Source organism: Actinomadura chokoriensis, assembly GCF_039529475.1.
Taxonomy (GTDB): Bacteria; Actinomycetota; Actinomycetes; order Streptosporangiales; family Streptosporangiaceae; genus Spirillospora; species Spirillospora bangladeshensis.
Window position 1 is genome coordinate 25206 of sequence record NZ_BAAAMW010000026.1, and the last position, 25632, is coordinate 50837.

General features: G+C 73.8%; 25 protein-coding genes. 13 read left to right on the plus strand and 12 right to left on the minus strand.

The window, feature by feature from the left end:
* Positions 1 to 6 precede the first annotated feature (6 nt).
* The 4 genes from ABFX46_RS36140 to ABFX46_RS36155 form a co-directional block, all read right to left on the minus strand.
* Positions 7 to 774, minus strand: a complete 768-nt coding sequence (locus ABFX46_RS36140; RefSeq protein WP_346048467.1) for an ABC transporter permease — start codon at positions 772 to 774, stop codon at positions 7 to 9.
* On the minus strand, positions 771 to 1793 hold the full coding sequence (locus ABFX46_RS36145; RefSeq protein ID WP_346048468.1) for an ABC transporter ATP-binding protein: 1023 nt from the start codon (positions 1791 to 1793) through the stop codon (positions 771 to 773). The genes ABFX46_RS36140 and ABFX46_RS36145 overlap by 4 nt, the downstream gene beginning before the upstream one ends.
* Positions 1790 to 2434, minus strand: a complete 645-nt coding sequence (locus ABFX46_RS36150) for an ABC transporter permease (protein WP_346048469.1) — start codon at positions 2432 to 2434, stop codon at positions 1790 to 1792. Before ABFX46_RS36150 ends, ABFX46_RS36145 begins: the two co-directional genes overlap by 4 nt.
* Positions 2435 to 2575: 141 nt before the next feature.
* Complete coding sequence (locus tag ABFX46_RS36155; protein ID WP_346048470.1) at positions 2576 to 3802, minus strand: helix-turn-helix domain-containing protein; 1227 nt, start codon at positions 3800 to 3802, stop codon at positions 2576 to 2578.
* Between the two features lie 125 nt (positions 3803 to 3927).
* Between ABFX46_RS36155 and ABFX46_RS36160 the strand changes: the two genes are divergently transcribed.
* Positions 3928 to 4866 carry an alpha/beta hydrolase gene (locus ABFX46_RS36160; protein WP_346048471.1) on the plus strand — a complete coding sequence of 313 codons (939 nt, stop codon included), beginning with the start codon at positions 3928 to 3930 and terminating at the stop codon, positions 4864 to 4866.
* A gap of 4 nt (positions 4867 to 4870) precedes the next feature.
* Here ABFX46_RS36160 and ABFX46_RS36165 read toward each other — a convergent pair whose 3' ends face one another.
* Positions 4871 to 5773: a PDR/VanB family oxidoreductase gene (locus ABFX46_RS36165; protein WP_346048472.1), complete on the minus strand. Its 903-nt coding sequence runs from the start codon at positions 5771 to 5773 to the stop codon at positions 4871 to 4873.
* Positions 5774 to 6106: 333 nt separating this feature from the next.
* Here ABFX46_RS36165 and ABFX46_RS36170 point away from each other — a divergent pair, with 333 nt between their 5' ends.
* From ABFX46_RS36170 to ABFX46_RS36180, 3 genes are all read left to right on the plus strand, one after another.
* Complete coding sequence (locus tag ABFX46_RS36170) at positions 6107 to 7660, plus strand: carboxylesterase/lipase family protein (protein WP_346048474.1); 1554 nt, start codon at positions 6107 to 6109, stop codon at positions 7658 to 7660.
* 148 nt (positions 7661 to 7808) lie between these two features.
* Entirely contained in the window at positions 7809 to 7988 is a 180-nt protein-coding gene (locus ABFX46_RS36175) for a hypothetical protein (protein ID WP_346048475.1), read from the plus strand.
* A gap of 57 nt (positions 7989 to 8045) precedes the next feature.
* A complete protein-coding gene (locus ABFX46_RS36180; RefSeq protein ID WP_346048570.1) occupies positions 8046 to 8381 on the plus strand; it encodes an MmcQ/YjbR family DNA-binding protein in 336 nt (111 codons plus the stop codon).
* Between the two features lie 9 nt (positions 8382 to 8390).
* Here ABFX46_RS36180 and ABFX46_RS36185 read toward each other — a convergent pair whose 3' ends face one another.
* Entirely contained in the window at positions 8391 to 9290 is a 900-nt protein-coding gene (locus tag ABFX46_RS36185) for a hypothetical protein (protein ID WP_346048476.1), read from the minus strand.
* A gap of 117 nt (positions 9291 to 9407) precedes the next feature.
* Entirely contained in the window at positions 9408 to 10163 is a 756-nt protein-coding gene (locus tag ABFX46_RS36190; RefSeq protein WP_346048477.1) for an alpha/beta hydrolase, read from the minus strand.
* A 102-nt stretch (positions 10164 to 10265) separates the two neighbouring features.
* Between ABFX46_RS36190 and ABFX46_RS36195 the strand changes: the two genes are divergently transcribed.
* Positions 10266 to 10562: a hypothetical protein gene (locus ABFX46_RS36195; RefSeq protein WP_346048478.1), complete on the plus strand. Its 297-nt coding sequence runs from the start codon at positions 10266 to 10268 to the stop codon at positions 10560 to 10562.
* 95 nt (positions 10563 to 10657) lie between these two features.
* A complete protein-coding gene (locus tag ABFX46_RS36200) occupies positions 10658 to 11569 on the plus strand; it encodes a TIGR03564 family F420-dependent LLM class oxidoreductase (RefSeq protein ID WP_346048479.1) in 912 nt (303 codons plus the stop codon).
* On the opposite strand, the gene ABFX46_RS36205 is transcribed toward ABFX46_RS36200, so the two are convergent.
* Positions 11547 to 11933 carry a VOC family protein gene (locus tag ABFX46_RS36205; RefSeq protein ID WP_346048480.1) on the minus strand — a complete coding sequence of 129 codons (387 nt, stop codon included), beginning with the start codon at positions 11931 to 11933 and terminating at the stop codon, positions 11547 to 11549. The two genes, ABFX46_RS36200 and ABFX46_RS36205, sit on opposite strands and share 23 nt — an antisense overlap.
* Positions 11930 to 12805, minus strand: a complete 876-nt coding sequence (locus ABFX46_RS36210; RefSeq protein WP_346048481.1) for a TetR/AcrR family transcriptional regulator — start codon at positions 12803 to 12805, stop codon at positions 11930 to 11932. Before ABFX46_RS36210 ends, ABFX46_RS36205 begins: the two co-directional genes overlap by 4 nt.
* 281 nt (positions 12806 to 13086) lie before the next feature.
* On the opposite strand from ABFX46_RS36210, the gene ABFX46_RS36215 reads away from it, so the two are divergent.
* From ABFX46_RS36215 to ABFX46_RS36230, 4 genes are read left to right on the plus strand one after another with little or no spacing between them, the layout of a single operon-like run.
* Positions 13087 to 14019, plus strand: a complete 933-nt coding sequence (locus ABFX46_RS36215) for an ABC transporter substrate-binding protein (RefSeq protein WP_487046974.1) — start codon at positions 13087 to 13089, stop codon at positions 14017 to 14019.
* Between the two features lie 25 nt (positions 14020 to 14044).
* The gene (locus ABFX46_RS36220) at positions 14045 to 15118 is read left to right on the plus strand and encodes a FecCD family ABC transporter permease (RefSeq protein ID WP_346048482.1); all 1074 of its coding nucleotides are present in this window, start codon (positions 14045 to 14047) and stop codon (positions 15116 to 15118) included.
* On the plus strand, positions 15115 to 15885 hold the full coding sequence (locus ABFX46_RS36225; RefSeq protein ID WP_346048484.1) for an ABC transporter ATP-binding protein: 771 nt from the start codon (positions 15115 to 15117) through the stop codon (positions 15883 to 15885). Before ABFX46_RS36220 ends, ABFX46_RS36225 begins: the two co-directional genes overlap by 4 nt.
* Positions 15886 to 15898: 13 nt before the next feature.
* Complete coding sequence (locus ABFX46_RS36230; RefSeq protein WP_346048485.1) at positions 15899 to 16570, plus strand: adenosylcobinamide amidohydrolase; 672 nt, start codon at positions 15899 to 15901, stop codon at positions 16568 to 16570.
* A gap of 114 nt (positions 16571 to 16684) precedes the next feature.
* Here ABFX46_RS36230 and ABFX46_RS36235 read toward each other — a convergent pair whose 3' ends face one another.
* Together ABFX46_RS36235 and ABFX46_RS36240 are read right to left on the minus strand one after the other, a co-directional pair.
* Positions 16685 to 18019 carry a chromosome segregation ATPase gene (locus ABFX46_RS36235; RefSeq protein WP_346048486.1) on the minus strand — a complete coding sequence of 445 codons (1335 nt, stop codon included), beginning with the start codon at positions 18017 to 18019 and terminating at the stop codon, positions 16685 to 16687.
* Positions 18020 to 18096: 77 nt separating this feature from the next.
* Positions 18097 to 19647, minus strand: coding sequence for an AMP-binding protein (locus ABFX46_RS36240; RefSeq protein WP_346048487.1), 1551 nt, complete (start codon positions 19645 to 19647; stop codon positions 18097 to 18099).
* Between the two features lie 247 nt (positions 19648 to 19894).
* Here ABFX46_RS36240 and ABFX46_RS36245 point away from each other — a divergent pair, with 247 nt between their 5' ends.
* Positions 19895 to 21997, plus strand: a complete 2103-nt coding sequence (locus ABFX46_RS36245) for a vWA domain-containing protein (RefSeq protein ID WP_346048489.1) — start codon at positions 19895 to 19897, stop codon at positions 21995 to 21997.
* Entirely contained in the window at positions 21994 to 23343 is a 1350-nt protein-coding gene (locus ABFX46_RS36250; RefSeq protein ID WP_346048490.1) for an extracellular solute-binding protein, read from the plus strand. The genes ABFX46_RS36245 and ABFX46_RS36250 overlap by 4 nt, the downstream gene beginning before the upstream one ends.
* Here ABFX46_RS36250 and ABFX46_RS36255 read toward each other — a convergent pair.
* On the minus strand, positions 23340 to 23930 hold the full coding sequence (locus ABFX46_RS36255; RefSeq protein WP_346048491.1) for an SACE_7040 family transcriptional regulator: 591 nt from the start codon (positions 23928 to 23930) through the stop codon (positions 23340 to 23342). The genes ABFX46_RS36250 and ABFX46_RS36255 overlap by 4 nt on opposite strands.
* 88 nt (positions 23931 to 24018) lie before the next feature.
* Here ABFX46_RS36255 and ABFX46_RS36260 point away from each other — a divergent pair, with 88 nt between their 5' ends.
* The gene (locus tag ABFX46_RS36260) at positions 24019 to 25632 is read left to right on the plus strand and encodes a carboxyl transferase domain-containing protein (RefSeq protein ID WP_346048492.1); all 1614 of its coding nucleotides are present in this window, start codon (positions 24019 to 24021) and stop codon (positions 25630 to 25632) included.

A 25632-nucleotide genomic window follows, 5' to 3' on the forward strand; every position in this document is an offset into this window, starting at 1 on the left:
CGCGGTTCACAGGCCGCGGGGGCGCAGGACGTGCTCGACGAGTCCGATGAGCCAGTCGGCGGCCATGGCGAGCACGGCCGTGAGGACGCTGCCGGTCAGCAGGATCGGGGTGCGGTTCAGCGCGATGCCGGTGTTGATCAGGTCGCCGAGCCCGCCCGCGTTGGTGAACGCCGCGAGCGTCGCGCTGCCCACGTTCAGGATCACCGCGACGCGGACGCTCGCCAGGATCACCGGGACGGCGAGCGGCAGCTCGACGCGGAACAGCACCGCCGTCCTGGACATGCCGATGCCGCGCCCGGCGTCGATGAGCGACCGGTCGACGCCCTGCAGGCCGACCATCGTGTTCCGCAGCACCGGCAGCGCGGACACGAGGATGAGCGCGATCACCGCCTTCTGGAAGCCGATGCCGACCGTGACGGCGAGCAGCACCAGCACCCCGATGGACGGGACGGCCTGCCCCGCGTTGGCGAGCGCGAGGAACGGGGCGGACAGCCGGCGCAGCCGCGGCCGGGTCAGCAGCACGCCGAGCGGGATCGCGATCGCGAGGACGAGCGCCGTGGACACCGCGACCAGCCGGATGTGCTCGCCGAACTGGTGGACGATCTCGGTCCGGTTGATGGAGCGGCGCTCGATCGGGTCGAGGTCGAGGCCGCGCAGGTAGAGGTAGAGCGCCGCGCACACCGCGAGGAGGAAGACCGGTGTGACCAGCAGGCCCGTCCGCCCGCGCGCCTCCTCTCCGGACGCCGCCCGCTCGGGGACGGCGGTGACGGTCATCGTCCGCCGCCCTTGGAAGGCGTCTCGCGGACGATCGTGGACCAGGAGATCGTGCCGGCGGGGCGTCCGTCCTCGTCCAGGACGGTCGCGGTCTCCGTCCCGGCTCGCAGCATCGCGTCCAGCGCCTCGTACAGCGACTGGCCGGACCGGACGGTCGCGCCGCCGGGATCGCCGGGCCCGGCGGGGCGCAGCGCGATGGAGCCGGCCTCGACCAGCCGGAGCCGCCGCATCGCCGCGCCCGTCCCGACGAACGACGCGACGAACTCGTCGGCCGGTTCGGCGAGGATCGCCGCGGGCACGTCGTACTGGACGAGCCTCGCCCGCTGCCCGAGCATCGCGATCCGGTCGCCGAGCTTGAGCGCCTCGCCGAGGTCGTGGGTGACGAGCACGATCGTCTTGCCGATCCTGGCCTGGAGCTCCAGGAACGCGTCCTGGAGCCGTTCCCGCGTGATGGGGTCGATCGCGCCGAACGGCTCGTCCATCAGCATCGCGGGCGGGTCGGCGGCGAGCGCGCGGGCGACCCCGACGCGCTGCTGCTGCCCGCCCGACAGCTCCTTCGGGTACCGGCCCCGGTAGGTGCCGGGGTCGAGCCCGACCATGTCGAGCAGCTCGTCGACGCGGTCCCGCACGCGCCGTTTCGGCCAGCCGAGCGTGCGCGGGATGACCCCGATGTTCGCGGCGATCGTCATGTGCGGGAACAGCCCGACCTGCTGGATGACGTAGCCGATGCGGCGCCGCAGCTCGTCGGGGTCGGCGCGGGTGACGTCCTCGCCGCCGAGCAGGATCCGGCCCGCGGTCGGCTCGATCAGCCGGTTGATCAGCCGCAGCGTGGTCGTCTTGCCGCAGCCGGACGGCCCCAGCAGCACGACGATCTCGCCCTCCCGGACGCCGAGCGTGAGGTCGTCGACCGCCGGGGCGTCCTGGCCGGGGTAGCGCTTGCTCACCCCTTCCAGGCGGATCATCTCCGGGCGCTCCGGTGCGGCGTCCTCGCCGATCTCGGCGGCGGCGGGCCCGGTCATCGCAGCCCCCTGGCGGTGGTGAGGCGGGACAGCGCGACGAACAGCAGGTCCAGGACGAGCGCGAGGACGGCGACGCCGAGCGTCCCGGCGAGGGTGTCGTTCAGCGCGTTCGCCCCGCCGATCCGGGCCAGCCCGCCGAAGATCAGCCCGCCGAGGCCGGGGCCCGCGACGGCGGCGGCGATCGCGGCGATCGCGACCGTCATGATGGTGGCCACCCGGACGCCGGTGAGCACGACCGGCCAGGCCAGCGGGAGCCTGATCCGCAGCATGCGGGCCGCCGGGCCCATCCCCATGCCGCGGGCCGCCTCCTCCACCGGGCCCGGCACGCCGTCGAGCCCGGTGATGGTGTTGCGCAGGATCGGGAACACCGCGTACAGCACCAGCGCGGTGATCGTCGGCGCGAGGCCCAGCCCGAACAGCGGGATGAGCAGGCCGAACAGCGCCAGGGACGGGACGGTCAGCATGGTGCCCGCCACGCCGAGGGCGAGCCCCCTGGCGCGCGGGCGGCCCTCGACGGCGATGCCGAGCCCGATCCCGATCACGGCGGCGAGGGCGACGGCGATCAGGACGACCTCGGCGTGCTCGGCGGCCAGCCGGGCGATCTCGGGCCAGCGTTCGGAGAGGTATTCGGAGAAGCTCATCGCCGCCTCCCGCGTCCGCGCGGTGCGGCGGGAGCCCGGACGAGAACGGTGTTACTCGCGTCTCCCATGGTTCAGAGGTTGCCTATTGACGATCAGTCGTGCAATAACGTCCCGGGGCACAGATCTGTCAAGGGCCCGCCGTCACTCCGGCCGGTCGCGCAGGTGCCGCAGCGTGACGGCCAGGTCCAGCCGGCGCCGCCCATCGGGCGTCGAGAACGAGAACCCGAGCCGCGCCTCGGCGTGCGCGAGGCGGGCGGCGATCGTGCTGTGGTGCCGGTGCACCCGGACGGCCGCCCGGCGGGCGGAGCCGGTCGCGCAGAACGCGGCGAGGACGGCGAGGGTGCCCGGCCCGTTCGGCTCGGCGGCGAGCGCGTCCAGCGCGGCCACGTCCGGGACGGCGGCGATGTCCTCGTCCCGCATCCGCGCGGCGACGACCGCGAGCGCGCCGAGCCCGTCGTAATGGACGACGTCGGACCCCATCCCGGCGAAGCGCAGCGCGGTACGGGCCTGCCGCAACGACGCGGGCGCCTCGACGGCGGGCAGCGCGCCCCCGACCCCGACGCGGACACCACGCGGAAACCGCTCAGGCAGCGCCCTAACGAAGACGGCATGGACGCGTCCAAGCGACACGGCATGCGCACCAATCCCGCGCACCCCGTCCGGGACTTTCCCCTCAACAACCAGCACGCGCACCCGCTCAGCGGGTTCAACGTTCAACAACCGCAGCGCCCGGCACCGTTCAAGCTCCCCAACGTCCTCCGAGAGGACCAGTTCGACAAGCCCGCCACCCCCCTCCCGCGGCGCGGCCTCCAACAGCAACCGCGCGGCAATCGCGAACCGCTCCAACACCAACTCATCAAGCGGCAGCGCCTCACTCCTCCCAAGCCACACGCACCCCGCCCCAGAAATCTCCCGAACCACCCCACCCACAAAACCAGCCACCCCACCCAAAACACTGACGAAGGCACCACGCGAAACACCGCGCGGGTCATCACGCAGGCCACCGCCCAGCACGCCGCCCGGCACACCGCGCAGGTCATCGCCCGGCACGCCCCCCGGCACGCCGCGCGGGTCGTCGCGCGGGTCATCGCTCAGGGCGGCGGTTGGAGCGTCACCCGGGACACCAACTCGCATGTCGCGTGGGACGTCGGTCGGGGTGGGGGGTCGGGGGGCTGGGTCGGCGCGGAAGGTCAGGCCGGTGGCGGGGTCGGCGAGGCCGGCGGGGCACTCGGCGAGCCGGGCGGTCTCGCGGACGAGGGTCTGCGGGCTGACCTTCGCCGCGATCAGTCCGTCGAAGAAGCTGATCACCCGGACGGCGTTCTCCGCATCGGCGTCCAGCGCCGAAAGCCGCAGGAGCAGGCCCTTCATGACGGCAGCGTACGGCACCCGACGGTCGGCGGCCTTCGCGCCGGTTTTCTCCGGCGGATGGCGGCTGGGCAGGCGGGCCCGGACGCCGGACACTGGGGGCGCACGCCGCGCGAGAGGAGCCCGTGGTGACCTACGCCTACGATCCGGAACTCGTCCCGTGGATCCCGATGATCCCGCATCTCTCGATCGCCGATATCGCGAAGGTCCGCCGGGAGGAGGCGGAGATGTTCGGGAACAGGCCCGCGTACACGCCGCCGGTCCCGATCGAGACCCGCGATGTCACGGTTCCGGGCGAGCCCGGCGTCCCGGTCCGGATCTTCAGGCCGGCGGAGCACGACGGCGTCCTCCCCGGACTCGTGTTCATCCACGGCGGCGGGTTCGCCCTCGGCAGCGTCGACCTGTACCACGACGACGCGGCGAGCATCGCGGCCGAGGTCGGCGCCGTGGTGGTGTCGGTCGAGTACCGGCTGGCGCCCGAGCACCCCTTCCCCGCCGGGCTGGAGGACTGCTACACCGCGCTGTCCTGGACGGCCGCGCACGCCGGCGACCTCGGCGTCGACCCGGACCGGCTGGCGGTCGGCGGTGAGAGCGCGGGCGGCGGGCTGTCCGCGGCGGTCGCGCTGCTGGCCCAGGACCGCGGCGGGCCCGCCCTGTGCTTCCAGTTCCTCGGCATCCCCGAGCTGGACGACCGGCTCGACACCCCGTCGATGCGCGCCTACACCGACACGCCGATCTGGCACCGCCCCAACGCCGAGCTGAGCTGGGACTACTACCTCGGCGAAGGCGTCCGCGGCACCGCCGGAGTGTCCCCGTACGCGGCGCCCGCCCGCGCGGAGGACCTGTCCGGGCTGCCGCCCGCCTACGTCACCACCTGCGAGTTCGACCCGCTGCGCGACGAGGGGCTGGCCTACGGGCAGCGGCTCGTCCAGGCGGGCGTCCCGACCGAGATCCACCACTATCCGGGCACGTTCCACGGCTCCACGCTCGTGCCGGACGCGGCGGTGACGAAGCGCATGAACGCCGACCGGTTCGGCGCCCTCCGCCGCGCCCTCCACCCCGGCTGACCGCTCAGAGTTCGAGGACGAGGCGGGGCCCGCGGGCGCGCGACACGCAGATCATCATGAACCCGCCGTCCGCGCGCTCCGCCTCGGTCAGCACGGAGTCCCGGTGGTCGGGCTCGCCTTCGAGGACGGGGGTCTCGCAGGTCCCGCACGTCCCCTCGCGGCAGGACGACAGGACGCTGACGCCCGCCTTCTCCACGGTCTCCAGGATGGAGTGGCCCGGTTCGATCCGCAGGGTGCGGCCGCTCAGCGACAACTCGACCTCGAACGCCTCCTCCGGCCCGGTGACCGGCTTCGGGGAGAACCGCTCGGTGCGCAGCGCGGCGCACCGCTCCTCGGCCGCCGCGAGCATCGGCTCCGGACCGCAGCAGTAGACGAGCGCGTCCGGCGCGAGGCCGGCCAGGATGCCGTCGAGGTCCAGCAGCCCGAACTCGTCCTGGGGCCGGATCTCGACTCGCTCGCCGAACGGGGACAGTTCGTCGACGAACGCCATGGCGGAGCGCCGCCGCCCGCCGTAGTGCAGCCGCCAGTCGGCGCCGGCCGCCTCGGCGGCGGCGACCATCGGCAGGATCGGCGTGATGCCGATGCCGCCGGCGAGGAAGACGTACCGGGGTGCGTCCTCGAGCGCGAAGTTGTTGCGCGGCCCGCGGACCGTGAGCCGATCCCCCGGCCGGACCCGCTCGTGCACGGCCGTGGACCCCGGGCCCTCCTTGAGGACGCCGATCCGCCACGTCCGGGTGTCGCCCGGATCCCCGCACAGCGAGTACTGCCGGACGAGGTCGTCACCGAGCAGCACGTCGATGTGCGCTCCGGGCCGCCAGGCCGGCAGGTCACCGCCGTCCGCCGCACGCAACGTCAGCCCGACGACATCGTCGGCGAGGACCGTCCTTGCATCGACGACGACCTCCACAAGCCCTCCATCCGGCGACATGCGGTCAACCACCAGGCACGACCCTTCTCGAACGGCCGCCCCGCAACGGCACTCCCAACTCCCCCGCCGGGCGGACCTGCCACCGGCGCCCGAACGGTCCCGCGCCCACCCGCGCCGGCCGCCCCAAGCCGGCGCAACCGCCCGCTGCGGCCTGACCCGGCTCACACCGGCCGCCGACGCGTTCGTCCCCACGACCTTCACCGGTGCCGCCACTGGCCGCCAGTGGCCCTTCCGTCGAGCGGAAGAACCGGCTCCCCGAACCCCCGCCGCCAGAAAGGATCACGACACACCCCTCCCGGAGACAGGTGATCCATGACCAGGGACGTGGCCGAGGCCGCCACCGCGACCGGCGCCGTGCGCGGCGTGCGCGGCGTGCGCGGCGTGCGCGAGGACGGGATCACCGTCTTCCGCGGCATCCCGTTCGCGCGCCCGCCGGTCGGCGCGCTGCGCTTCGCCGCGCCGGAGCCGCCCGAGCCCTGGGACGGCGTCCGCCCCGCGACCAGGTTCGGCCCTCCCCCGCCGCAGTCGTCCAGGCTCGGTCTCGCCGTCCCCGAGACGACCGGTGACGACTGGCTGACCTGCAACGTCTGGACTCCGGATCCGGGCGGCGCCGGCCTGCCCGTCATGGTGTGGGTCTACGGCGGCGCGTACATCACCGGGCATGCGTCCGCCCCGGAGTACGACGGCACCGCCCTGTCCCGAGACGGCGTCGTCATCGTGACGTTCAACTACCGGGTCGCGATGGAGGGCTTCGGGCAGATCGAGGGCGCCCCCGCGAACCGCGGCCTGCTCGACCAGGTCGCGGCCCTCACCTGGGTGCACGCCAACATCGCGGCGTTCGGCGGCGATCCCGGCAACGTCACCGTCTTCGGCGAGTCCGCGGGGGCGGGTTCGATCGCGGCGCTCCTCGCGATGCCGAGCGCCGAGGGCCTGTTCCACCGGGCGATCATGCAGAGCGTCCCGGGCCCCTTCTTCTCCCGGCCTCTCGCGGACGACATCGGCTCCGTCATCGCCGCCGAGGCACTCACCAGCCTGCGAGACGACCCCACCGCACTCCCCGCGAACCCCCTAGGGCACGGCCGAGGCCAGCGCCTCCCCACCCGGGAGGACCTCGCCGCACTCACCCCGACCCACCTGATGCGGATCGTCGACCAGGTGATCGCCACCATGGCGGACCATCCCCGATGGGGCCAGGTCGCCCACACCGTCACCCCGTTCTCCCCGGTCGTCGACGGCGATGTGCTGCCGCGAACCCCGTGGGAAGCGGTCAAGGCCGGCGCCTCGCGCGACATCCCCTTGGTCCTCGGCCACAACCGCGACGAATACCGCCTGTTCACCGCGCTGCAGGGCCGCCTCACCGACCACCAGGCCGCCACCGCCCTGCAGATCTTCGCCCCGGACCCTGCGGCCTACCGCGCCACCTTCCCGGACGCCTCACCGGAGACCCTCTACGAACTCGTCCTCTCCGACTGGCTGTTCCGAATGCCGACCCTGCACCTCGCCGAAGCGCACGCCACCGCCGGCGGACGCGTCCACCTGTACGAACTCGCATGGCAAGGCGGCCCCCTGGGCGCCTGCCACGCCCTGGACGTCCCGCTCGTCTGGGGCAACCTCACCGGCGGCATCGCCGACTTCCTGATCACCGACACGACCGAGGCCGCAGCCCTCTCGGCGACCATCCGCACAGCCTGGACGACCTTCGCCAAAACCTCCGCCCCCGGCTGGCCCCCCTTCGACACCTCACAGCACCTAACCCACGTCCTGGACACGACCCCGACCACCACCCCGTACCCGAACAACCACTCCCGCGCCCTCTGGAGCACCCACACGTTCGCCCCACTCCCCCTAACCCAAGACTCTCCATAACCGCTGACCACCGAGGGATGGACGCGGCCTACCGCTTCCCAAGGCCGCGCCCATCCCTCGTCCTCCTAGCGACCCCCCGAGGAAGGGTGCGCGGGCGCGTTGCGGGACTGTAGGGCTTTCGGTGTAACTCCTGATCAAGGAGCGACACATGACACCCGAAGCGAGCACGGAGGCCGTGGTGGCCGAGTCCGACAACCTGGCCGCGCAGGCGGCCGGGGTCGATCAGGAGCTGGTCGGCCGGCTGGTGGCCCAGGCCCGTGAGCACGGCCTGGACCTGACCGGCGAGGGCGGGGTGCGTCGCTGCTTTTCTGTCCTAGGGGCTGCTTAGGATTGGCGGGCTTGCTGGGTTTCGGGAGGGGTGGCGCAGGTGGGATTGGACGCGCTTGTGAGGATTCGGGAGATCTGCTTGTCGCTGCCGGAGATGGTGGAGAAGCCGTTCGGGGGGCATACGGCGCCCTCCTTTCGGGTTCGGGACAAGTTGGTCGTGATGACCAGCGAGGACGGGCTCTCGATGACGTTCAAGGCCGGGCCGGGTGTGCAGGAGGCGCTCGTGGCGGAGGGGCCCGAGCGCTTCTTCGTTCCGAAGTACGTGGGGAGCAAGGGGTGGGTGGGGGCACGCCTCGACGTCGACCATGACTGGGACGAGATGGCCGAGCTCATCGAGGACAGTTATCGGCTGATCGCGCCGAAGCGTCTGGTCAACCAGCTCGACCAGGACTGAGCCCCGTAGTCAGCGGGGGCGGCGTTTCAGTGTCGCCAGGCGTGCGGCGATTCGGTCCATGGTGGCGTTGTCGGGGTTCCAGCCTCGGTGGAGCAGTGCGGTCAGGAGGGCCTCCAGGTAAGGGGTCGGGCGGGGGAGGAAGTCCTTCGTGACGGGGATGATCTCCCAGCGCATCTCCTTGGCCAGCCAGCGGCGGCGCGTCGTATCGTGGGTGCGGGCCCGGCGGCCCGTGTGGTGGCGTTCGCCGTCGTATTCGAGGCCGATTCGGAATTCCGGGTAGCCGAGGTCGATGTAGAGCGGTTGGCCTCGCGGGCCTTTCACCGGTACCTGGGTGCGCGGGCGTGGGAAGCCGGTGTCGATGACGGCGACGCGGATCCATGTCTCGCCCGGTGAGGCCGCCCCGCGGTCGGACAGGCGGATGATTTCTCGTAATCGCGTGTTGCCGCGGTAGCCGGGCAGGGTTCGGGCCATCGCAGTGACCTGCTCGCCGGCGGTGCCGCGCCGGAGGAACTGGTCGAGCGCGGCGACCGCTTCCCGGCGGGGAAGCCAGCGGGCGCAGTCCAGTGCCGTGCGGGTCGGGGACGTGAGGCGGACTCCGGAATGCTCCTGGACGTGATCGGGCGGTAAGGCGACGGTGCCGGCGCTGATCACGTCAGTGCCGGATGGGGTAGGGGTTATGAGTTCGACGCCCCAGTCGGCCTCGTTCACTCCCGGCGGTAAGACGTCCAGCCCCCATATCCAGGCGGCGGTTCGGCGGGCCACGACGGCTTCATGCGGGAGGAGGCCGCTCAAGGCCGCTGCCCGTGCGGTGAGGGAATCGCCCTCGGCGGGGACGAAATAGACGCCGGGGCCGACGGGGACGATCGAGTCGGCGGACGTGCGCTTCCAGGTGAGGTTGACGGCGTTCATCGGGGCTCCTTCGCATTGGCCTCCGTCCTGGGCGGCGGAGGTCATGAAGCGAGGATGCCCGGGGCGGGCGTGTGGGCGGGCGGCGCCGAAGAATTGTGGATAACTTCGCTTCAGCGATTACGGCGAAACGGCATCTGTCGCCCATTTCGCTATGCGTTCTATCAGGTCCGGAGTGGCGGCCACCTCGGCGTGGCCGAACGCCGGCTCTATCCACAGTTCCTTGGGCTCGGACGCCGCCCCGTACAGCTGGTGGGCGTGCTCCAGGGGGAAGAACGCGTCCGCGTCGCCGTGCACGACCAGGAGCGGGACCGGCGCTATCCGTCCGGCGATCTCGTGCGGCGCCTCCGGGACGGGGTCCCAGCCCGCCGCGGCGATGCGGGTGCCCCGGGCCAGCCGGACGGCGAGCCGGCCCAGGCGGCGTTCGATCACCCAGTGGACGCGCCGCATCGGCACCGTCCCGCGGTAGTACCAGCGGGCCGGCGCGCTGACGGAGACCACCGCGTCCACGCCGCCGTGCAGGGCCGCGTGGCGGACGACGACGGCGCCGCCCATGGAGAACCCGGTGACGGCGATGTGCCGGTAGCCGCGGCGGCGGGCCGCCGTGACGGCCGCGTCGACGTCGAGGACCTCCCGGTCGCCGACCGTCGAGTGCCCGCCCGACCGCCCGTGGCCGCGGAAGTCGAGGGCGAGGACGCCGCCGCGCGCGTTGAGGGCGCCGGCGATCCGGCGGAGGGCGGGCTGCCGCCACGAGCAGGTGAACCCGTGCGCCAGGACGAAGCACACGTCGCCGCCGCCCCGCAGATGGCCCGCGTCGATCCGGACGCCGTCGGCGGTGAACAGCGTGAGAGGTTCGGGTGTCGTCACGTCCTCCATGATCGGTCATGCGGCGGCGCGTCCCCGATCCGGCCGCGCGGGGCTGAACCGACGGGTTGCTGGGTAGGTAGCGGACGTGTCTCGGGTTACGGGCTGGCGGGCATGGACGGCGAAGACCGCGCGCTGCGGGTGACGGCCCGCGCGGACGGACCGGTGGACGGCCCTGGGGCGCCCCGGTCGCACCGGCGTGAGGCCGACGACTACGCGTCCCAGGTGATGGTGTCCTCCGCGCGCGCCCACGAGCGGGCCGCCGCGCTGCTGGAGGGGATGGCCGCCGCGCATCCGGAGGAGGCCGAGCTGCATCTGCAGTCGGCCGCGCGGCATCGCCGGTGGGCGGAGAACGACCGGGAGCTGGCGCGCATGTACGCGCCGGGAGGCGGTGGCCCGGACGGCGGGTAGGTCCTCCGCACCAGGCGTCGCGGCGTCCGCCGGCAGTCCGCGCCTTCGTGGTGCGGGTGTGTAAGGATCGCATTACACGTTCAAGGGAGGTCGTTGTGCGGGTTGGTGTTCTGCTCAATGAGCGCGGCGGGGCGGACGCGCTGGCCAAGCTGGCGGACGACGTGCGGCGCGCCGCCGACGACGGGTTCCCCTCGGCCTGGATCTCGCAGATCTTCGGCGTGGACGCCCTCATGGCGCTCGCCGTGGCGGGACGAGGCGTCCCGGAGATCGAGCTGGGCACCGCGGTGGTGCCGACCTACCCGCGCCACCCCGCCGTCCTGGCGCAGCAGGCGCGGACGGCGGCGCTCGCCCTCGACGGACGGCTGACGCTCGGCATCGGCCTCTCCCACAAGGTCGTCATCGAGGACATGTACGGGTACGACTACGGCCGCCCCCTCCGGCACATGGACGAGTACCTGTCGGTGCTGCTTCCTCTGCTGAACGGCGAGAACGCGTCCTTCAAGGGCGAGACGCTGCAGGGCAACATCGGGTTGAGCGTCCCCAACGAGGGACGCGTGCCGGTGCTGCTGGCCGCGCTCGGCCCGAAGATGCTGAAGCTTGCGGCAGAGAGGGCGGACGGGACGGTTCTCTGGATGACCGGCCCCGTCACCGTCCGGGACCACGTCGCGCCCACCATCACGGCGGCGGCCAAGGCGGCCGGACGCGGCGCCCCACGCGTGGTCTGCGCACTGCCCATATGCGTCACGAGTGACCCAGAGCGCGCGCGGGAGCAGGCTGCCCGGACGTTCGAGATCTACGGGAGCCTGCCGTCCTACCGCGCGATGATGGACCGGGAGGGCGTCGACGGGCCCGCCGGCCTCGCCGTCGTCGGCGACGAGGACGCGGTCGCGGCCAAGCTGGAGGAGCTGGCCGCGGCGGGCGTCACCGATTTCGTCGCCGCCGAGTACATGACGGGCGAGGACCGCGAGCGCACCCGGCGGTTCCTCACGTCCGCGGCGGCGCGATGAGCTCGTAGAGGTTGCCGCTGGAGTCGGAGAAGTACAGGCCGCGCCCGCCGAGCGGGTGGGGCTCGGCCACGCGCCCGTTGTCGGCGTGCGCGGGCTCGTCGCCGTAGGGGATCTCGCGGGCGTCGAGGCGGTCGGCGACCGTGTCGAACGTGACGGCGTCGACGTCGAAGGCCAGGTGGTGGCCCTGCGGGTGCGCGACCGTCAGGAAGTCGAGGGTGAGGCCGTCGTTCACCCGGATCGGGACGAAATGCCGCGCCTGCGGGTGCGCGCCCGTGTACTCCAGGCCCATCACGCCGGCGAAGAAGCGGGCGGCCTCGTCGTTGTCGGCGGCGGTCACGATGGTGTGGTTCAGGCTGATCGTCATTCGGCGGTTCCTTCCTTGAGGGCACCGTGCAGGAACACGTCCAGGTACTCCTCCATGGACGGGCTGGACGCGGCGTGACCGGCGGGCGGACGCGCGCGGGTGAACGCCAGGCCCATGAACAGGCTCGCGATCTGCTCGGGAGGCAGCCGCAGCCGGTCGCGCTCGGGCTCGAACAACTCCGCGATGGCGTCCCGCGTCCGGTTCATCGCCGCCTCGCGCCCGACGTCACCCCCCGCATCCCCGGCACCCCGGCCCTTGCCCCCACGCGCACCGCGCCCTGCCTCCTCCCCCGCAGCCCCACCGTCACCGGCCTCCCCGCTCGCCCCGCCTCGCTGGGTGGAAGCACTCGCAGCGCCGTGCCCAGGGTCAGCGCTCGCCTCTCCGCGCCCGGCGTCGCCGCTCGGCCCCCCGCGCCCGGCGTCATCGCTCGGCCCCCCGCGACCGGCGTCATCACTGGGGGCGGCGGTCGGGGCGTCGCGTCCGGGGGGTTCGGGGGTGGGGAGGCGGCGGGCCGGGCGGCCGGTGGCGTGGAGGGCGCCGATGACCAGGCCCATGCGGGCCAGGTAGGCCTCGATCGCGGCGCTCGCCTCGGTGAGCCGGGCGGTCAGCGGCTGGTCGAGGGGGATCGCCTCGATCTCCGCGAGGACGTGGTCGGGGCGCAGCGCCTCGGCGACGCACGCGTCCAGCAGTTCGTCCTTGTCGGCGAAGACGCGGAAGATCGTCGCCTCGCCGATGCCGGCGGCGCGGGCGATCTGACCGGTGGTGACGGCGGTGCCGTGCTCGGCGACCAGCGGCAGCGCGGTCCGCACGATCATCTCCCGCCGCTGCTGCGGGCTCATTCCCGGCGCGCGGCGCCGGCTCGTGGCCTCCATGCGCTCCACCGTACGGAGTGAGCACTCACTCCGTCAATACCGAAGTGAGTGCTCACTCCGGTGTATCCGGACAGATCCGGATTCGGTGGCTGATACCGTTGCGGTGCTGCGCGCCCAGGAGCGAAGTCCGGTGTGAACCCGGCGCTGTCCCGCAACTGTGGTGCCCCTCTCGAAGTGGCCGAGCCAGGTCGCCTCCTTCGCGCGCCGACGATTATCGACCTCGTGGAAGGGCGATCCGTCCCTGAGCGGGCCGCGGCTTCCCAGGCAGCCTGGAGGCTTCTGTGAGACCCGTACGTACTCTCGGCGCGGTGATGGCGATCGGTGTCGCCCTGGTCACGGCCGCATGCGGCGGCGACGGCGGCAAGGGCGGCGAGGACGGGGCGGGCGGCGCGAAGACCGTCGTCGTCCAGGCGGCGAACGGCGCGGTGACCGTTCCGGCCCGGCCGAAGCGCATCATCTCGCTCTCCCCCACCCACACCGAGACGCTGTTCGCGATCGGCGCCGGCCCGCAGGTCGTGGCGGTCAGCGACTACTCGAACTACCCGGCGGAGGCGCCGCGCTCGAAGCTGTCCGGCTTCAAGCCGAACGCCGAGGCGATCATCGCCTACAAGCCGGACCTCGTCGTCGTGTCCGACGACCTCAACGGCGTCGTGAAGGCGCTGGAGAAGGTGAAGATCCCCGTCCTGCTGGAGCCGGCCGCGACCGAACTGGACGACGCCTACGACGAGATCAACGACCTCGGCCAGGCCACCGGCCACGCCGCCGAGGCCAAGAAGCTCACCGACGGCATGAAGGCGGAGATCGAGAAGACGGTCGCCGCGTCGTCCAAGGCCGTGTCGGCGAAGAAGCTGACGTACTACCACGAGCTCGACAACCAGCTGCACTCGGTGACGTCCAAGACGTTCGTCGGACAGGTCTACGGCATGTTCGGCCTCCGGAACGTCGCGGACGAGGCCGAGAAGGCGACCGGCGGCTACCCGCAGCTGTCCCGCGAGTACGTGCTCAAGCAGGACCCCGACCTCATCTTCCTCGCCGACACCAAGTGCTGCGGCCAGAACGCGGCGGCGCTGGCGAAGCGCCCCGGCTGGTCCGACCTGGACGCGGTGAAGAACGGGAACGTGGTCGAGCTGGACGACGACATCGCCTCCCGCTGGGGGCCCCGCCTGCCCGAGTTCGTCAAGGCGATCGGCGACGCCGTCCAGAAGGTGCAGTGACCCCCGCGTTCCGGGACGCGCGCCCATGACCGGCACGCGCCCGCGCCGCCCGGCGCGGCGGCGGGCGGCGCCGGCCCAGGCCAGGCTGCGGCCGCTGCCGCTCGCGGTGGCGGCCGCCCTGCTCGCGGCGACCCTGCTGGCCGGGGTGCTGGTGGGCGCGGCCGGCCTGCCCGTCGCCGGGGTCCTGAAGGCGCTCGCCGACCGGATCCCGTTCGTGCACGTCGACTCCGGGTTCGGGGTGATCGACGAGAGCGTCCTGTTCGAGCTGCGGGTGCCGCGCGCCCTGATGGCGGCGCTGGTCGGCGGGATGCTCGCCATGGCCGGCGCCGGCTACCAGGGCGTGTTCCGCAACCCGCTCGCCGACCCGTACCTGCTGGGCGCGGCGGCGGGGGCGGGGGTCGGGGCGACGCTGGTGATCGTCCTGGTGCCCGGCGACCCCGGCTACGGCGTCCCGCTCGCCGCCTTCGCGGGCGCGATCTGCGGCGTCCTGCTGGCGTACGCCCTCGGCCGCACGGCGGGACGCAACGGCGCGGCGACGCTGGTCCTGGCCGGGGTCGCGGTGTCGTCGTTCCTCGCCGCGGTGCAGACGTTCCTCCAGCAGATGAACGCCGAGGAGCTGCAGCGGATCTTCTCCTGGATCCTCGGCGGCGTCGGCTCGGCGGACTGGCACCAGCTCGCGCTGGTCGCCCCGTACGCGCTCGTCTCCACGGTCGTCCTGCTGGCGCACGGCCGGCTGCTGGACGTGCTGAGCGTCGGCGACGAGGAGGCGGCGAGCCTCGGCCTGTCGGCGCCGCGGGTGCGGCTGACCGTGCTGGTCGCGGCGTCGCTCGCCACGGCGTCGGCGGTGGCGGTGAGCGGCCTGATCGGGTTCGTCGGCATCGTCGTGCCGCACATCGTGCGGCGGCTGGCGGGCGGCTCCTACCGGGTGGTGCTGCCGCTGTCGCTGCTCGGCGGCGCGGCGTTCCTGGAGGTGGTGGACCTGGTCGCGCGGACGCTGATCAGCCCCGGTGAGCTCCCGCTCGGCGTGGTGACGGCGTTCATCGGCGGGCCGTTCTTCGTGGCGGTGCTGCGCGCGTCCCGCAGGCAGGTGGAGACATGACGGTCAGCGTGCGGGACCTGGACGTCGCGCTCGGCGGCCGCCCCGTGCTCGCGGGCGTGTCGCTGGACGTCCCGGCCGGGTCGTGGACGGCGGTCATCGGCCCGAACGGCGCCGGGAAGTCGACGCTGCTGCGCGCGGTCCTCGGCCTCGTGCCCTCGCGCGGCGGGATCAGCGTGGCGGGCGAGGACCTCCAGAAGCTCAAACCGAGGCAGCGGGCCCGCAAGGTCGCCTACGCGGCGCAGGCCCCGAACCTCCCCGTCGGCATGACCGTGTACGACTACACCCTTCTCGGACGCTCCCCCTACATCCCGCACCTCGGGCGGGAGAGCGCCCGCGACCGCGCCATCGTCGAGGAGGTCCTCGACCGCCTGGACCTCACCGGCTTCGCGGCCCGTCCCCTCGACCACCTCTCCGGCGGCGAGCGGCAGCGGGTCGTGCTGGCGCGCGCCCTCGCGCAGCAGACCTCGGTCCTCCTGCTGGACGAGCCGACGACCGCGCTCGACATCGGCCACCAGCAGCAGGTGCTGGAGCTGGTCGACCAGCTGCGGCTGTCGGACGAGCTGACCGTGGTGACCACGATCCACGACCTGACCCTCGCCGGGCAGTACGCCGACGCCCTCGTCCTGATCTCCGGCGGGCGGGTCGCCGCGGCGGGCACGCCCGAGGAGGTCCTCACCCGCGCCGTCGTCGAGAAGCACTTCGACGCGCGCGTCCACGTCGCCACCGGGCCGGGCGGCCGGCCGGTCCTGTCCCTGGAGCGCCCGTGAAGCTGGAGACCGCGTGAACCTGGAGACCGTGTGGCGCGTGGAGGACGGGCAGCGCCTCGCCGCGACCGTGTGGCGGGCGGGCGCCGGGCACCGGATGATCTCGTCGGCGATGCTGGGCGGCGGCATCGGCCCGGCGGGGTGGGTGCTGAACGCGCAGGTCGCGGGCGCCTACTCGCGCACGGACCCGGTCGTCCACCTCACGGAGCTGGCGGCGGCCAACGGCCTGCACGGGCCCGGTGTCGGAATGCTCACCGCCGCCTCCGTCACCCGCACGATGCGACGGGACGACGAGGGCGTGCACGTGTCGGCGACGGTCGGGCTGCGCGTCCCGACCTGGGCGGCGTCCCCCGCGGGAGCCCCCGACCCGGAACTCGCGCCGCTGGACGCCTGGACGCCCGGCACCGTCAACATCGTCGTCGCCGTGCCCGTCCCGCTGAGCGACGCGGCCCTGGTCAACGCGGTGATCACCGCGACGGAGGCCAAGACGCAGGCGCTCCTGGAGGCGGGCTTCCCGTGCACGGGCACCGCGTCCGACGCCGTCTGCGTGGCGGCGGCGACCGAGGGCGAGCCCGAGGTCTTCGCGGGTCCCCGCTCGGTGTGGGGCGCGCGGATCGCCCGCGCCGTCCACGCGGCGGTCCGCGCCGGGGCCCTCGACTACGTCCGCTACCTGGAGGGCCGCGGCTAGCGACCGGCCGCCGTACCACCCCGGTGCGGTACGGCGGCCGGTTTCAGGGCCAGTGCAGTGTGGGGGCTTGGGCCTCACCTCCTACCTGTGTGCGGTACTCCGCCGGCGTGACCGTCAGCCGGCATGGGGAAGGCGATGTCCGTTGCGGTCCGGATGCGCGTTGCGGTCGGGATGCCCGTTCCGGTCCGGGTATCCGTTCCGGCTCAGCGGGCCGAGGCGCGGGTCGGTGGCGAGCGGGTCGCCCCCGTCCAGCAGGGAGCCCCCGGGCATCCCGTTCACCGGGGGCAGCGCGTGCAGCCCGGTCGGCGGCTCCCGGTCGGCGACCGGGCGGGGCCCGGTGTCGTGGCGGTCGGTGAGCGCGGTGAGCGCGTCGACGCGGCGGCGCGCCCGGTCGGCCTCGGCCCGGGCGGCGTCCCGCTCGGCGGTCAGCGCCCGCACCGCCGCGTGCAGCTCGTCGGCCGCGCGGGCCAGCTGCCAGTTGCGCTGCTCCAGCTCGCTGGCCCGCGCCTGGATCTGGTCGCGGTCGGCGACGGCCTGCCCGCGCTTGGCCTCGGCGTCGCGGACGGCGGAGCGCAGGTCCTCGGCGGTGCGCTCGGCGGCGGCGGCCTCGACCCGCTGCCCCTCGACCAGCGTCTCGGCCTGCGAGACCCGCCCGTGCAGGGCGACGAGCTCGGACCGCGCGCTCTCCAGTGACGCCAGCAGCTCCCCCTCGCGGGAGGCGACGCGGTCGCGCTCGCGTTCGGCGGCGAGCCGGGCCGCCTTCGCCGCCTCGGCCTCGTCCTTGGCGTCCGCCGACTCCTGCCGGGCGGCGTCGCGCTCGGCGGTGAGGCGCTCGGCGGTGGCGCGGGCGGACGCGGCCTCCTGCTCGGCGGCCTCCGCGCGGGCCCGCGCGGTCGCGGTCTCCCGCCACGCCAGCTCGGCCTGCCGCTGCGAGGCGTCCCGCTCGCGCTGCGCGATGGCGATGTGCCCGGCGGCGTCGGCGCGGGCGTCGGCGATCCGCCGCTCGACGCCGGCGACGCTCAGCTCCGACATCAGCGAGCCGGCGAGCCGGTCGGCGACGCCCTCCAGCCGGTCGACCATCTCCCACGCCCAGGCGACCTGCCCGGTGAGCCCCGGGGACTCCAGCCCCCGCTCGCGGGCCTCCCGCGCGGCCCGCTCGCACGCGCCGCCGCCGTCCTGGCAGTAGCGGACGGTGCGGGCGCCGCGCACCGGCTGCGGCACGGGCCGTCCGCAGCCGGCGCACGGCCAGACCGCGACCGGGTCACCGAGGCGTGCGATCCCGGCGCGGTCGTCATCGGCGGCCGGGCCGGGTTCGCCGGGACCGCCGCCGGACGCGGCCTCCCCCTCGGCGTAGGCGGCCGGGTCGGTGATGACGGGAAGGTCGGTCTTCGTCGGGGCGGCGGTGGTCGGAGCGACGTCGTCGAGCGGGGCGACCTTCTGGTCTTCCATGTGCCGTTGTACGCACGGGACGCGGGAGGCGTTCGACGTTTCCGGCGGCGAGTTTCGATCGGCGCGCTGCGACGGGTTCAGTCCGAGCGTTCCCCCAGGTAGTCCTCGCGGACGCGCCGCCGGCTGAGCTTGCCGGACGGGGTGCGCGGCAGCGACGCGCGGAACTCGATCCGGCGCGGGTGCTTCAGCTTCGCCAGCCGCGGCCCGCAGAACTCCAGCAGGTCGGCGGCCAGCCCGCCGCCCGGCTCGGCGCCGCCGGCCGGTTCGACGAGGGCGACGGCGCACTGGCCCCAGTCCTCGTCCGGGACTCCGATCACGACGGCGTCGCCGACCGCCGGGTGCTGCAGCAGCACCGCCTCGATCTCGGCGGGGTAGATGTTGACGCCGCCGGAGATGATGAGGTCGGTGCGCCGGTCGCTCATGTAGAGCCAGCCGTCCGCGTCGAGGTGGCCGAGGTCGCCGGGCGTGTAGAAGTCGCCGTGCATGGACGCGGCGGTCTTGTCCGGGTCGGCGTGGTACTCGAAGCCGGGCTGCCCGCTCGCGTAGATCAGGCCGGTCTCCCCCGGCGGCAGCTCCGCGCCCTCCGGGTCGAGGATCTTGATCTGGACGCCCTCGACCGCGCGCCCGACCGTGCCCGGGTGGGCGAGCCACTCGTGCGGGGCGGCGACCACGACGGGGCCGCTCTCGGTGGAGCCGTAGTACTCGTAGAGGACGGGCCCCCACCAGTCCATCATCCGCTGCTTGGTCTCCAGCGGGATGGGCGCGGCGGTGTGGAACACCTGCCGCAAGGACGACACGTCGTACTTCGCCCGGACGTCGTCCGGCAGCCCGAGCATGCGGTGGAACATGGTCGGCACCATCAGCGCGTTGGTGACGCGGTGCCGCTGGATCAGCTCCAGGGTCCGCTCGGGGTCGAAGTGGCCGGAGACGACGACGGCGTGGCCGAGGCTGAGCGCCATCAGCGCGTGGACGCAGGGCGCCGAGTGGTACAGCGGCCCGGCGACGAGGTGCACCTCGTCGTCGCCGGGTTCGAGGCTCAGGTGCTTCATCAGCGTGCCCCGCATGACCTCGAACAGCATTTCGGGCGGGATGTCGAGCAGCGGCCGCCGGACGCCCTTCGGCCGTCCCGTCGTCCCGGACGTGTACAGCATGACCGAGCCCATCTGCCGCTTGGCGGGCGGCTCGGCACTGCCCGAGGCGCACAGCTCGGCCATCGGCCGGTACCCCTCGGCCGGGTCCGCGCTCACCCGTCCCTCCGCGGGGATGCCGGCCTCGTCGGCGGCGGCCGACACCGCGGCGGCGAACGCGCTCTCGGTGATGACGGCCTTGGCGCCGGAGTCGGCGAGGATGTAGCCGATCTCTGGGGTGGTCAGGTGGCGGCTCGCGGGGACGAGGTAGAGCCCCGACTGCATAGCGGCCAGCATCGCGGTGAGGAACTCGCGGCGGTTGCCGAGGACGGTCGCCAGCACGTCGCCGGGGCCGAGGCCGATGCCGCCGAGCGCATGCGAGAGGCGGTTCACCTCGGCGTGCAGCCCGCCGTACGACACCGTCCCGCCGTCGGCCAGGACGGCGGGGCGGTCCGGGTCGTTCCGTGCGATCTCGTAGAAGCCGACACCCTCGACACCCATACGGCATCTCCTCTGTCCGGGACTGATGGCCGGGCGACCTCGGAATCCATCTGACCCGCCTTGCTGGCGGTACGTCAAGAGACTCCGGCGACCGGCGCGGCCTGGCAGGCGCGGGGCGGGAGGAGGCGCGCGGATCGACCGGCCCCGGTCAGCGAACTCACCTGACCGCGACGGCCCGGTTACGTATCATGAACTCGGTCAGTGCCGGGGGGCCGAGGATCGAGACCTACGCGGCGATGGGGCGTGCATGACGGGACCGCAGGGCGGCCGGGGCGGCCGGTCGCGGCCGCCGGAGCGCCCTGACGGCCTCCCGCCCTGGCTCCGCAGGTTCCTGCAGGTCATGTTCCTCGACCTGTGCTCCACCGTCATCGTCAGCATCGGGGTCACGCTGGTGCACGGCGCCTTCTGGCTGAACGCGGCGGTCACGCTGCTGGTCGTCGCGGTGCTGACGGGGGCGCTGTTCGCCTTCTACCCGCGCACGGCGCACGCCGTCCTGGAACGCGTGTCGCGGACGCTGCGGTGGGGCGGCGCGACGCTCGCCTGGGGCCTCGGCGGCGCGGCGGCGATGGCGCTGGTCCTGCTCGCCGGGACGGCCGCCGTCCGGCTCGGGGAGCGCACCGGCTCCTGCGGGCAGCCGCTCGACCTGCGGGTCCTGACCGCGCCGGAGACGCTCACGCCGCTGCGCGCCGCCGCCGCCGAGTTCGCCGACGACAGCGAGGACCGCGGCTGCCGCGAGTACAGCGTCACGGTCGTCCCGGAGGCCGGGCCTGTCCCGCTGTACGACGGGTTCCGGCTGCTGTGGCGGCGCAGCGAGGCGGCCGACGCCGGCCACGCCGACGACCAGCAGCTGTTCGGCCCGCAGCCCGACATCTGGATCCCGTCGTCGACGGCGGAGTACGACTTCGTCCCGAAGGGCCCCGGCCAGACCACGGCGGCGACGGCGGGAGGCGGCGCGCCGTCCGCGAAGGGCGACCCGGTGTTCCGGGTGCGCGGCTCGGTCGGGACGTCGCCGCTGGTGCTGGCGCTGTTCACCCGGGCGCACGAGTCCGTCGCCGACCCGATCGCCGCGCCGATCGCGCCGAGCACGGCGGCGCTGCTGGAGCGGGTCGCGGACGCGGGCGTGCGGCTGCGCGCGATCGCCCGTCCCGTCCCGGAGACCTCGGCGGCGGCGCTCGCCGTCACGCCCGCGCTGTACGGCGCCACGCCGGGCGGCGACGCGGCGGACGAGCGGTTCGCCGAGCCCGCCGACCTGGTCGCGCCGGACGCGGTGTCGCTGCTGTGCCGGTTCCGCGAGCGGGCCGCCGCGCAGCAGTCCGACCCGCCGGACGACATCGCGGTCGCCGTGCCGGAGCAGGTGCTGCACGACTACGACCTGGGGCGCCCGCTCGGCGACCGCTGCGGCGCCGTCGACCCGGACGCCGCCCCGTACGCCGACTGGCGGCTGAACCCCTACTACGCGACCGACCTGCCCACGCTTGACTACCCGTTCGTCCAGGTCAGATGGCGCGGCCAGGACACGCGGGAGCGGGACGCGGCGGTCACCGCGTTCCGCCGATGGCTGGACCGCAACCCGCTCACCCTGCAGGGCTTCCGCGACGACCGCGGCGTCATCCCGCCCGCCCGCGAGGGCGACACCCGGCACTACTACCTGTCGCGGCTGCAGGGCGTCGTCGGCAACCGCGTGATGCCGACCGTCGTCGGGTTACAGCCGCCGGAGGGCGTCCAGGACACGCTGAACCGCATCGGCGCGGCCCGTCCCCGGACGTCGGTGTCGCTGATGCTGGACGTGTCCGGGTCGATGGGCGGCGCGGCGCAGGCGCGCGGCGGCTCGCGCCTCGCCCGCGGGACGTCGTTCCTGCGCAGCCTGGTGTCGCAACTGCAGAGCAACGACCGGGCGGGCCTGCAGGTGTCGTCGGCGACGGCGTCGCCGAGCAGCCCCGAGACGTTCGGGAACGTCCCCCGGGACGCGGCGTCCCCGGACCAGAAGAACGCGATCACGAGCCGGCTGCAGGCGGTCGCGTCCGGCGGCGCCGACCAGCCGCTCAGCGACGCGATCGCCGCGGCCGACCTCGGGCCGGGCAGGCAGCAGCTCATCCTGGTCACCGACGGGCAGAGCCCGGCCGGCAACCCGGCGCTCGGGTCGCGGGTGACGTGGCTGTCGGGCGAGTTCCGCGAGCGGCATCCGGGAGTGCGGCTGACGGTGGTGCTGACGGGCCCGGCCACGTGCGGCTCCTCGCCGGTGAAGGAGATCGCGGCCGCGCTCGCCCCGGAGGACGGGAAGGGCTGCGTGGCGCTGACCGACGCGCCCGAGGCCGAGCAGGCCGCCGAACTGCTGTCGGAGCTGCGATGAGACCGCTGCCGCACCGCCGGAGGGCCTGGGTCAGCGCCGCCGCGGGGGCCGCGCTGGTGCTGGTGGCGTGGCTGGCCGTGGTCCTGTGGCCGGACGCGTCGTACCCGGCGATGAAGGGCGGCTGCGACCGGTCCGAGCTGTTCGTCGCCGGCGGCACGGACGTGAGCCTGAAGAACCAGCGGCGCGCGCTGATCCGGCAGTGGAACGAGGGCCGCTACCCGGACGGCCGCCCGCATCCGCACGCGACGATGGTGGAGGTGTCGGAGTCCACCGATCTGCAGCACAGCCAGATCAAGGCGGTGGAGGAGTCGGGCGGTTGCGCCTACGACGTCCTCATCATGGACAACACGTGGACGGCGCAGTTCGCCGACGCCGGCTACCTGCGCCCGCTCGACGGCATCGGCGATCTCGACGACTTCTTCCCCGCCGCGCTGCGGACGGGCGAGTGGGACGGCGAGCAGTACGCCGTCCCGTTCAACGTGGACGTCGGGCTGCTCTACCACCGGGAGGGCGTGACGCCGCCGGCCGCGTGGCCGGGGCTCCTCACGGCCGGCGTCGCGATGCAGCTCGCCGACTACGAGGGCCTGACGGTGAACGCGCTGGAGGCCGTGTGGAACGACGGCGGCGCCGGGCGCCTGACGGGAGCGCGCCGCCCGAGCGAGGCCGACCTCCGGACGAAGGTGTACCCGGCGCTCGCCCGGCTGGCGCCGCGCGTGCACGGGCCGCTCGCGGCGTCGCGGCAGTACGGGGAGGCGCAGAGCATCGAGGCGTTCGCGTCCGGGACGGGGCTGATGCGCAACTGGCCGTACGCGTTCTCGGCCCTCGCGTCCGAGCCGCGGATGCGCGACGGCGCGCGGCTGCGGTTCGGGGTGACCGCGCTGCCGGGGCGCACCGTCCTCGGCGGGCAGAACCTCGCCGTGTCCAAGCACTCCCCCAACCCCGACGACGCCGCCGATCTGGTGGAGTTCCTGAGCGGGACGGGCAGCCAGCGGCTGCTGTTCTCCTGCGGGGGCTTCGCGCCGGGCCGCTACTCGGCGCTCGGCCTCTCGCCGGGCCGCCACTCCCCCGCCGACGTGAAGGTGCAGGCGTGCTCGTCGCTCACCGGGCAGGTGCCCGGGCCGGGCGAGGTCGAGCTGCCCGACGAGGAGCAGCTCACCCAGCTGGGACGGGCCGTGGTGACCGCGCTGGGCCGGGCCGCGCCGCGCCCGGTGACGCCGCACTACAGCACGTTCACCGGCACGTTCCGGGGCTGCGTCCAGAAGATCTTCGACCGGGCGGGGACGGACGCCGAGTCGTTCGCGCGGGCGGTCGAGCGGTCCCTGGACGGGCGCACCGCGTCCTGCTAGCGGGCGCCTTCGAGGGCGGCGCGGGCCATGGCGTGCAGGAGGTCGCCCATGGCGCCGCGGTCGAGGCCGGCGGCGCTGCGCGGGGTGGAGTTGAGCAGGCCGAAGCACGCGTGGACGGCGGCGCGCGTCCGGTCGTCCGGCAGGCCGGGGGCCAGCCTGCGCAGGACGGCGACCCATTCCTCCACGTAGGCGCGCTGGAGGCGGCGGACGCGGTGCCGCTGCGGTTCGGGCACATTGTCCAGTTCCCGCTCGTGCACGGTGATCAGCGCGGGGTTGTCGAGCGCGAACGCGATGTGCCAGCGCAGCAGCGCGTCGAGGGCGCGCGCGGGGTCGGGGTCGGCGGCGCGGCGGACGCCCTCGGCGAGCAGCCGCTCGCTGATGTCGAGGAGCATCTCGGCGAGCACGGCCTCCTTGCCGCTGAAGTGCCGGTAGAGGGCGGGCCCGGTGAGCCCGACCGCGCGGCCGAGGTCGCCGATGGACGCGCCGTGGTAGCCGCGGCGCGCGAACAGCTCGGCGGCGGCGCCGAGGATCTCGGCGCGGCGCGGGTTCGGCGCGCCGGTGAGCTGCTCGGCCCGTTGGGAGGTCATGCGGGGCAGTCTAGACTAGAGTTGTTAATCAGCGTTAACATCGGTCTTCGCTGAGCATTGTTAATGACCGTTAACCGGAAGAGGGGGCATGGGCGGACCCGAGATCGGCACCCGCGCCGACGTCGCGGGCGAGGCGTTCAAGGCGAGCGCCGCGCACAACGAGGCCCTGGCCGCCGAGCTGCGCGACCGGGTCGACCGGGCGGGGCGCGGCGGTTCCGAGCGGGCCCGCGAGCGGCATGTCGCGCGCGGCAAGCTGCTCCCCCGCGACCGGGTCGACACGCTGCTCGACCCCGGCTCGCCGTTCCTGGAACTGTCGCCGCTGGCCGCGGACGGCATGTACGGGGACGAGGCGCCGGGCGCCGGGATCATCACCGGGGTCGGCCGCGTCTCCGGCCGCGAATGCGTGGTCGTCGCCAACGACGCCACCGTCAAGGGCGGGACGTACTACCCCGTCACGGTGAAGAAGCACCTGCGGGCGCAGGAGGTGGCGCTGCAGAACCGGCTGCCCTGCGTCTACCTGGTCGACTCGGGCGGCGCGTTCCTGCCCCGGCAGGACGAGGTGTTCCCCGACCGCGAGCACTTCGGCCGCATCTTCTACAACCAGGCCGTGATGTCGGGGCTGGGCATCCCGCAGATCGCGGCGGTGATGGGCTCGTGCACGGCGGGCGGCGCCTACGTCCCGGCGATGAGCGACGAGGCCGTCATCGTGCGCGGCCAGGGAACGATCTTCCTCGGCGGGCCGCCGCTGGTGAAGGCCGCGACCGGCGAGGTCGTGACGGCCGAGGAGCTGGGCGGCGGCGAGCTGCACTCGCGCACCTCCGGCGTGACCGACCACCTCGCCGAGGACGACGCGCACGCGCTGCGGATCGTCCGCGACATCGTCTCCACGCTCGGCCCGCGCGAGCCGCGCCCGTGGGACGTCGTCCCGTCGCAGGAGCCGGCCGCCGATCCGTCCGAGCTGTACGGGATCGTCCCGCCCGACTCGCGCACCCCCTACGACGTGCGCGAGGTGATCGCCCGGATCGTGGACGGCAGCCGCTTCCAAGAGTTCAAGAAGGAGTACGGCGCCACGCTGGTCACCGGGTTCGCCCGCATCCACGGGCACCCGGTCGGGATCGTCGCCAACAACGGCATCCTGTTCAGCGAGTCGGCGCAGAAGGGCGCGCACTTCATCGAGCTGTGCGACCGGCGCCGCGTCCCGCTGGTGTTCCTGCAGAACATCACCGGGTTCATGGTCGGGCGCGAGTACGAGGCGGGCGGCATCGCCAAGCACGGCGCGAAGATGGTCACCGCCGTCGCGTGCGCCCGCGTCCCGAAGTTCACCGTCGTCATCGGCGGCTCGTTCGGCGCCGGCAACTACGCGATGTGCGGCCGGGCGTACTCGCCGCGCTTCCTGTGGATGTGGCCGAACGCCCGCATCTCGGTCATGGGCGGCGAGCAGGCCGCGAGCGTCCTCGCGACCGTCCGCCGCGACCAGATGGAGGCGCGCGGCGAGGAGTGGCCCGCCGCGGACGAGGAAGGGTTCAAGGCGCCGATCCGCGAGCAGTACGAGGCGCAGGGCAACCCGTACTACTCGACGGCGCGGCTGTGGGACGACGGGGTGATCGACCCGCTCGACACCCGGCGCGTGCTGGGGCTCGGGCTGTCGGTGGCCGCCAACGCACCGCTGGAGCCGGTCGGCTACGGCGTCTTCCGGATGTGA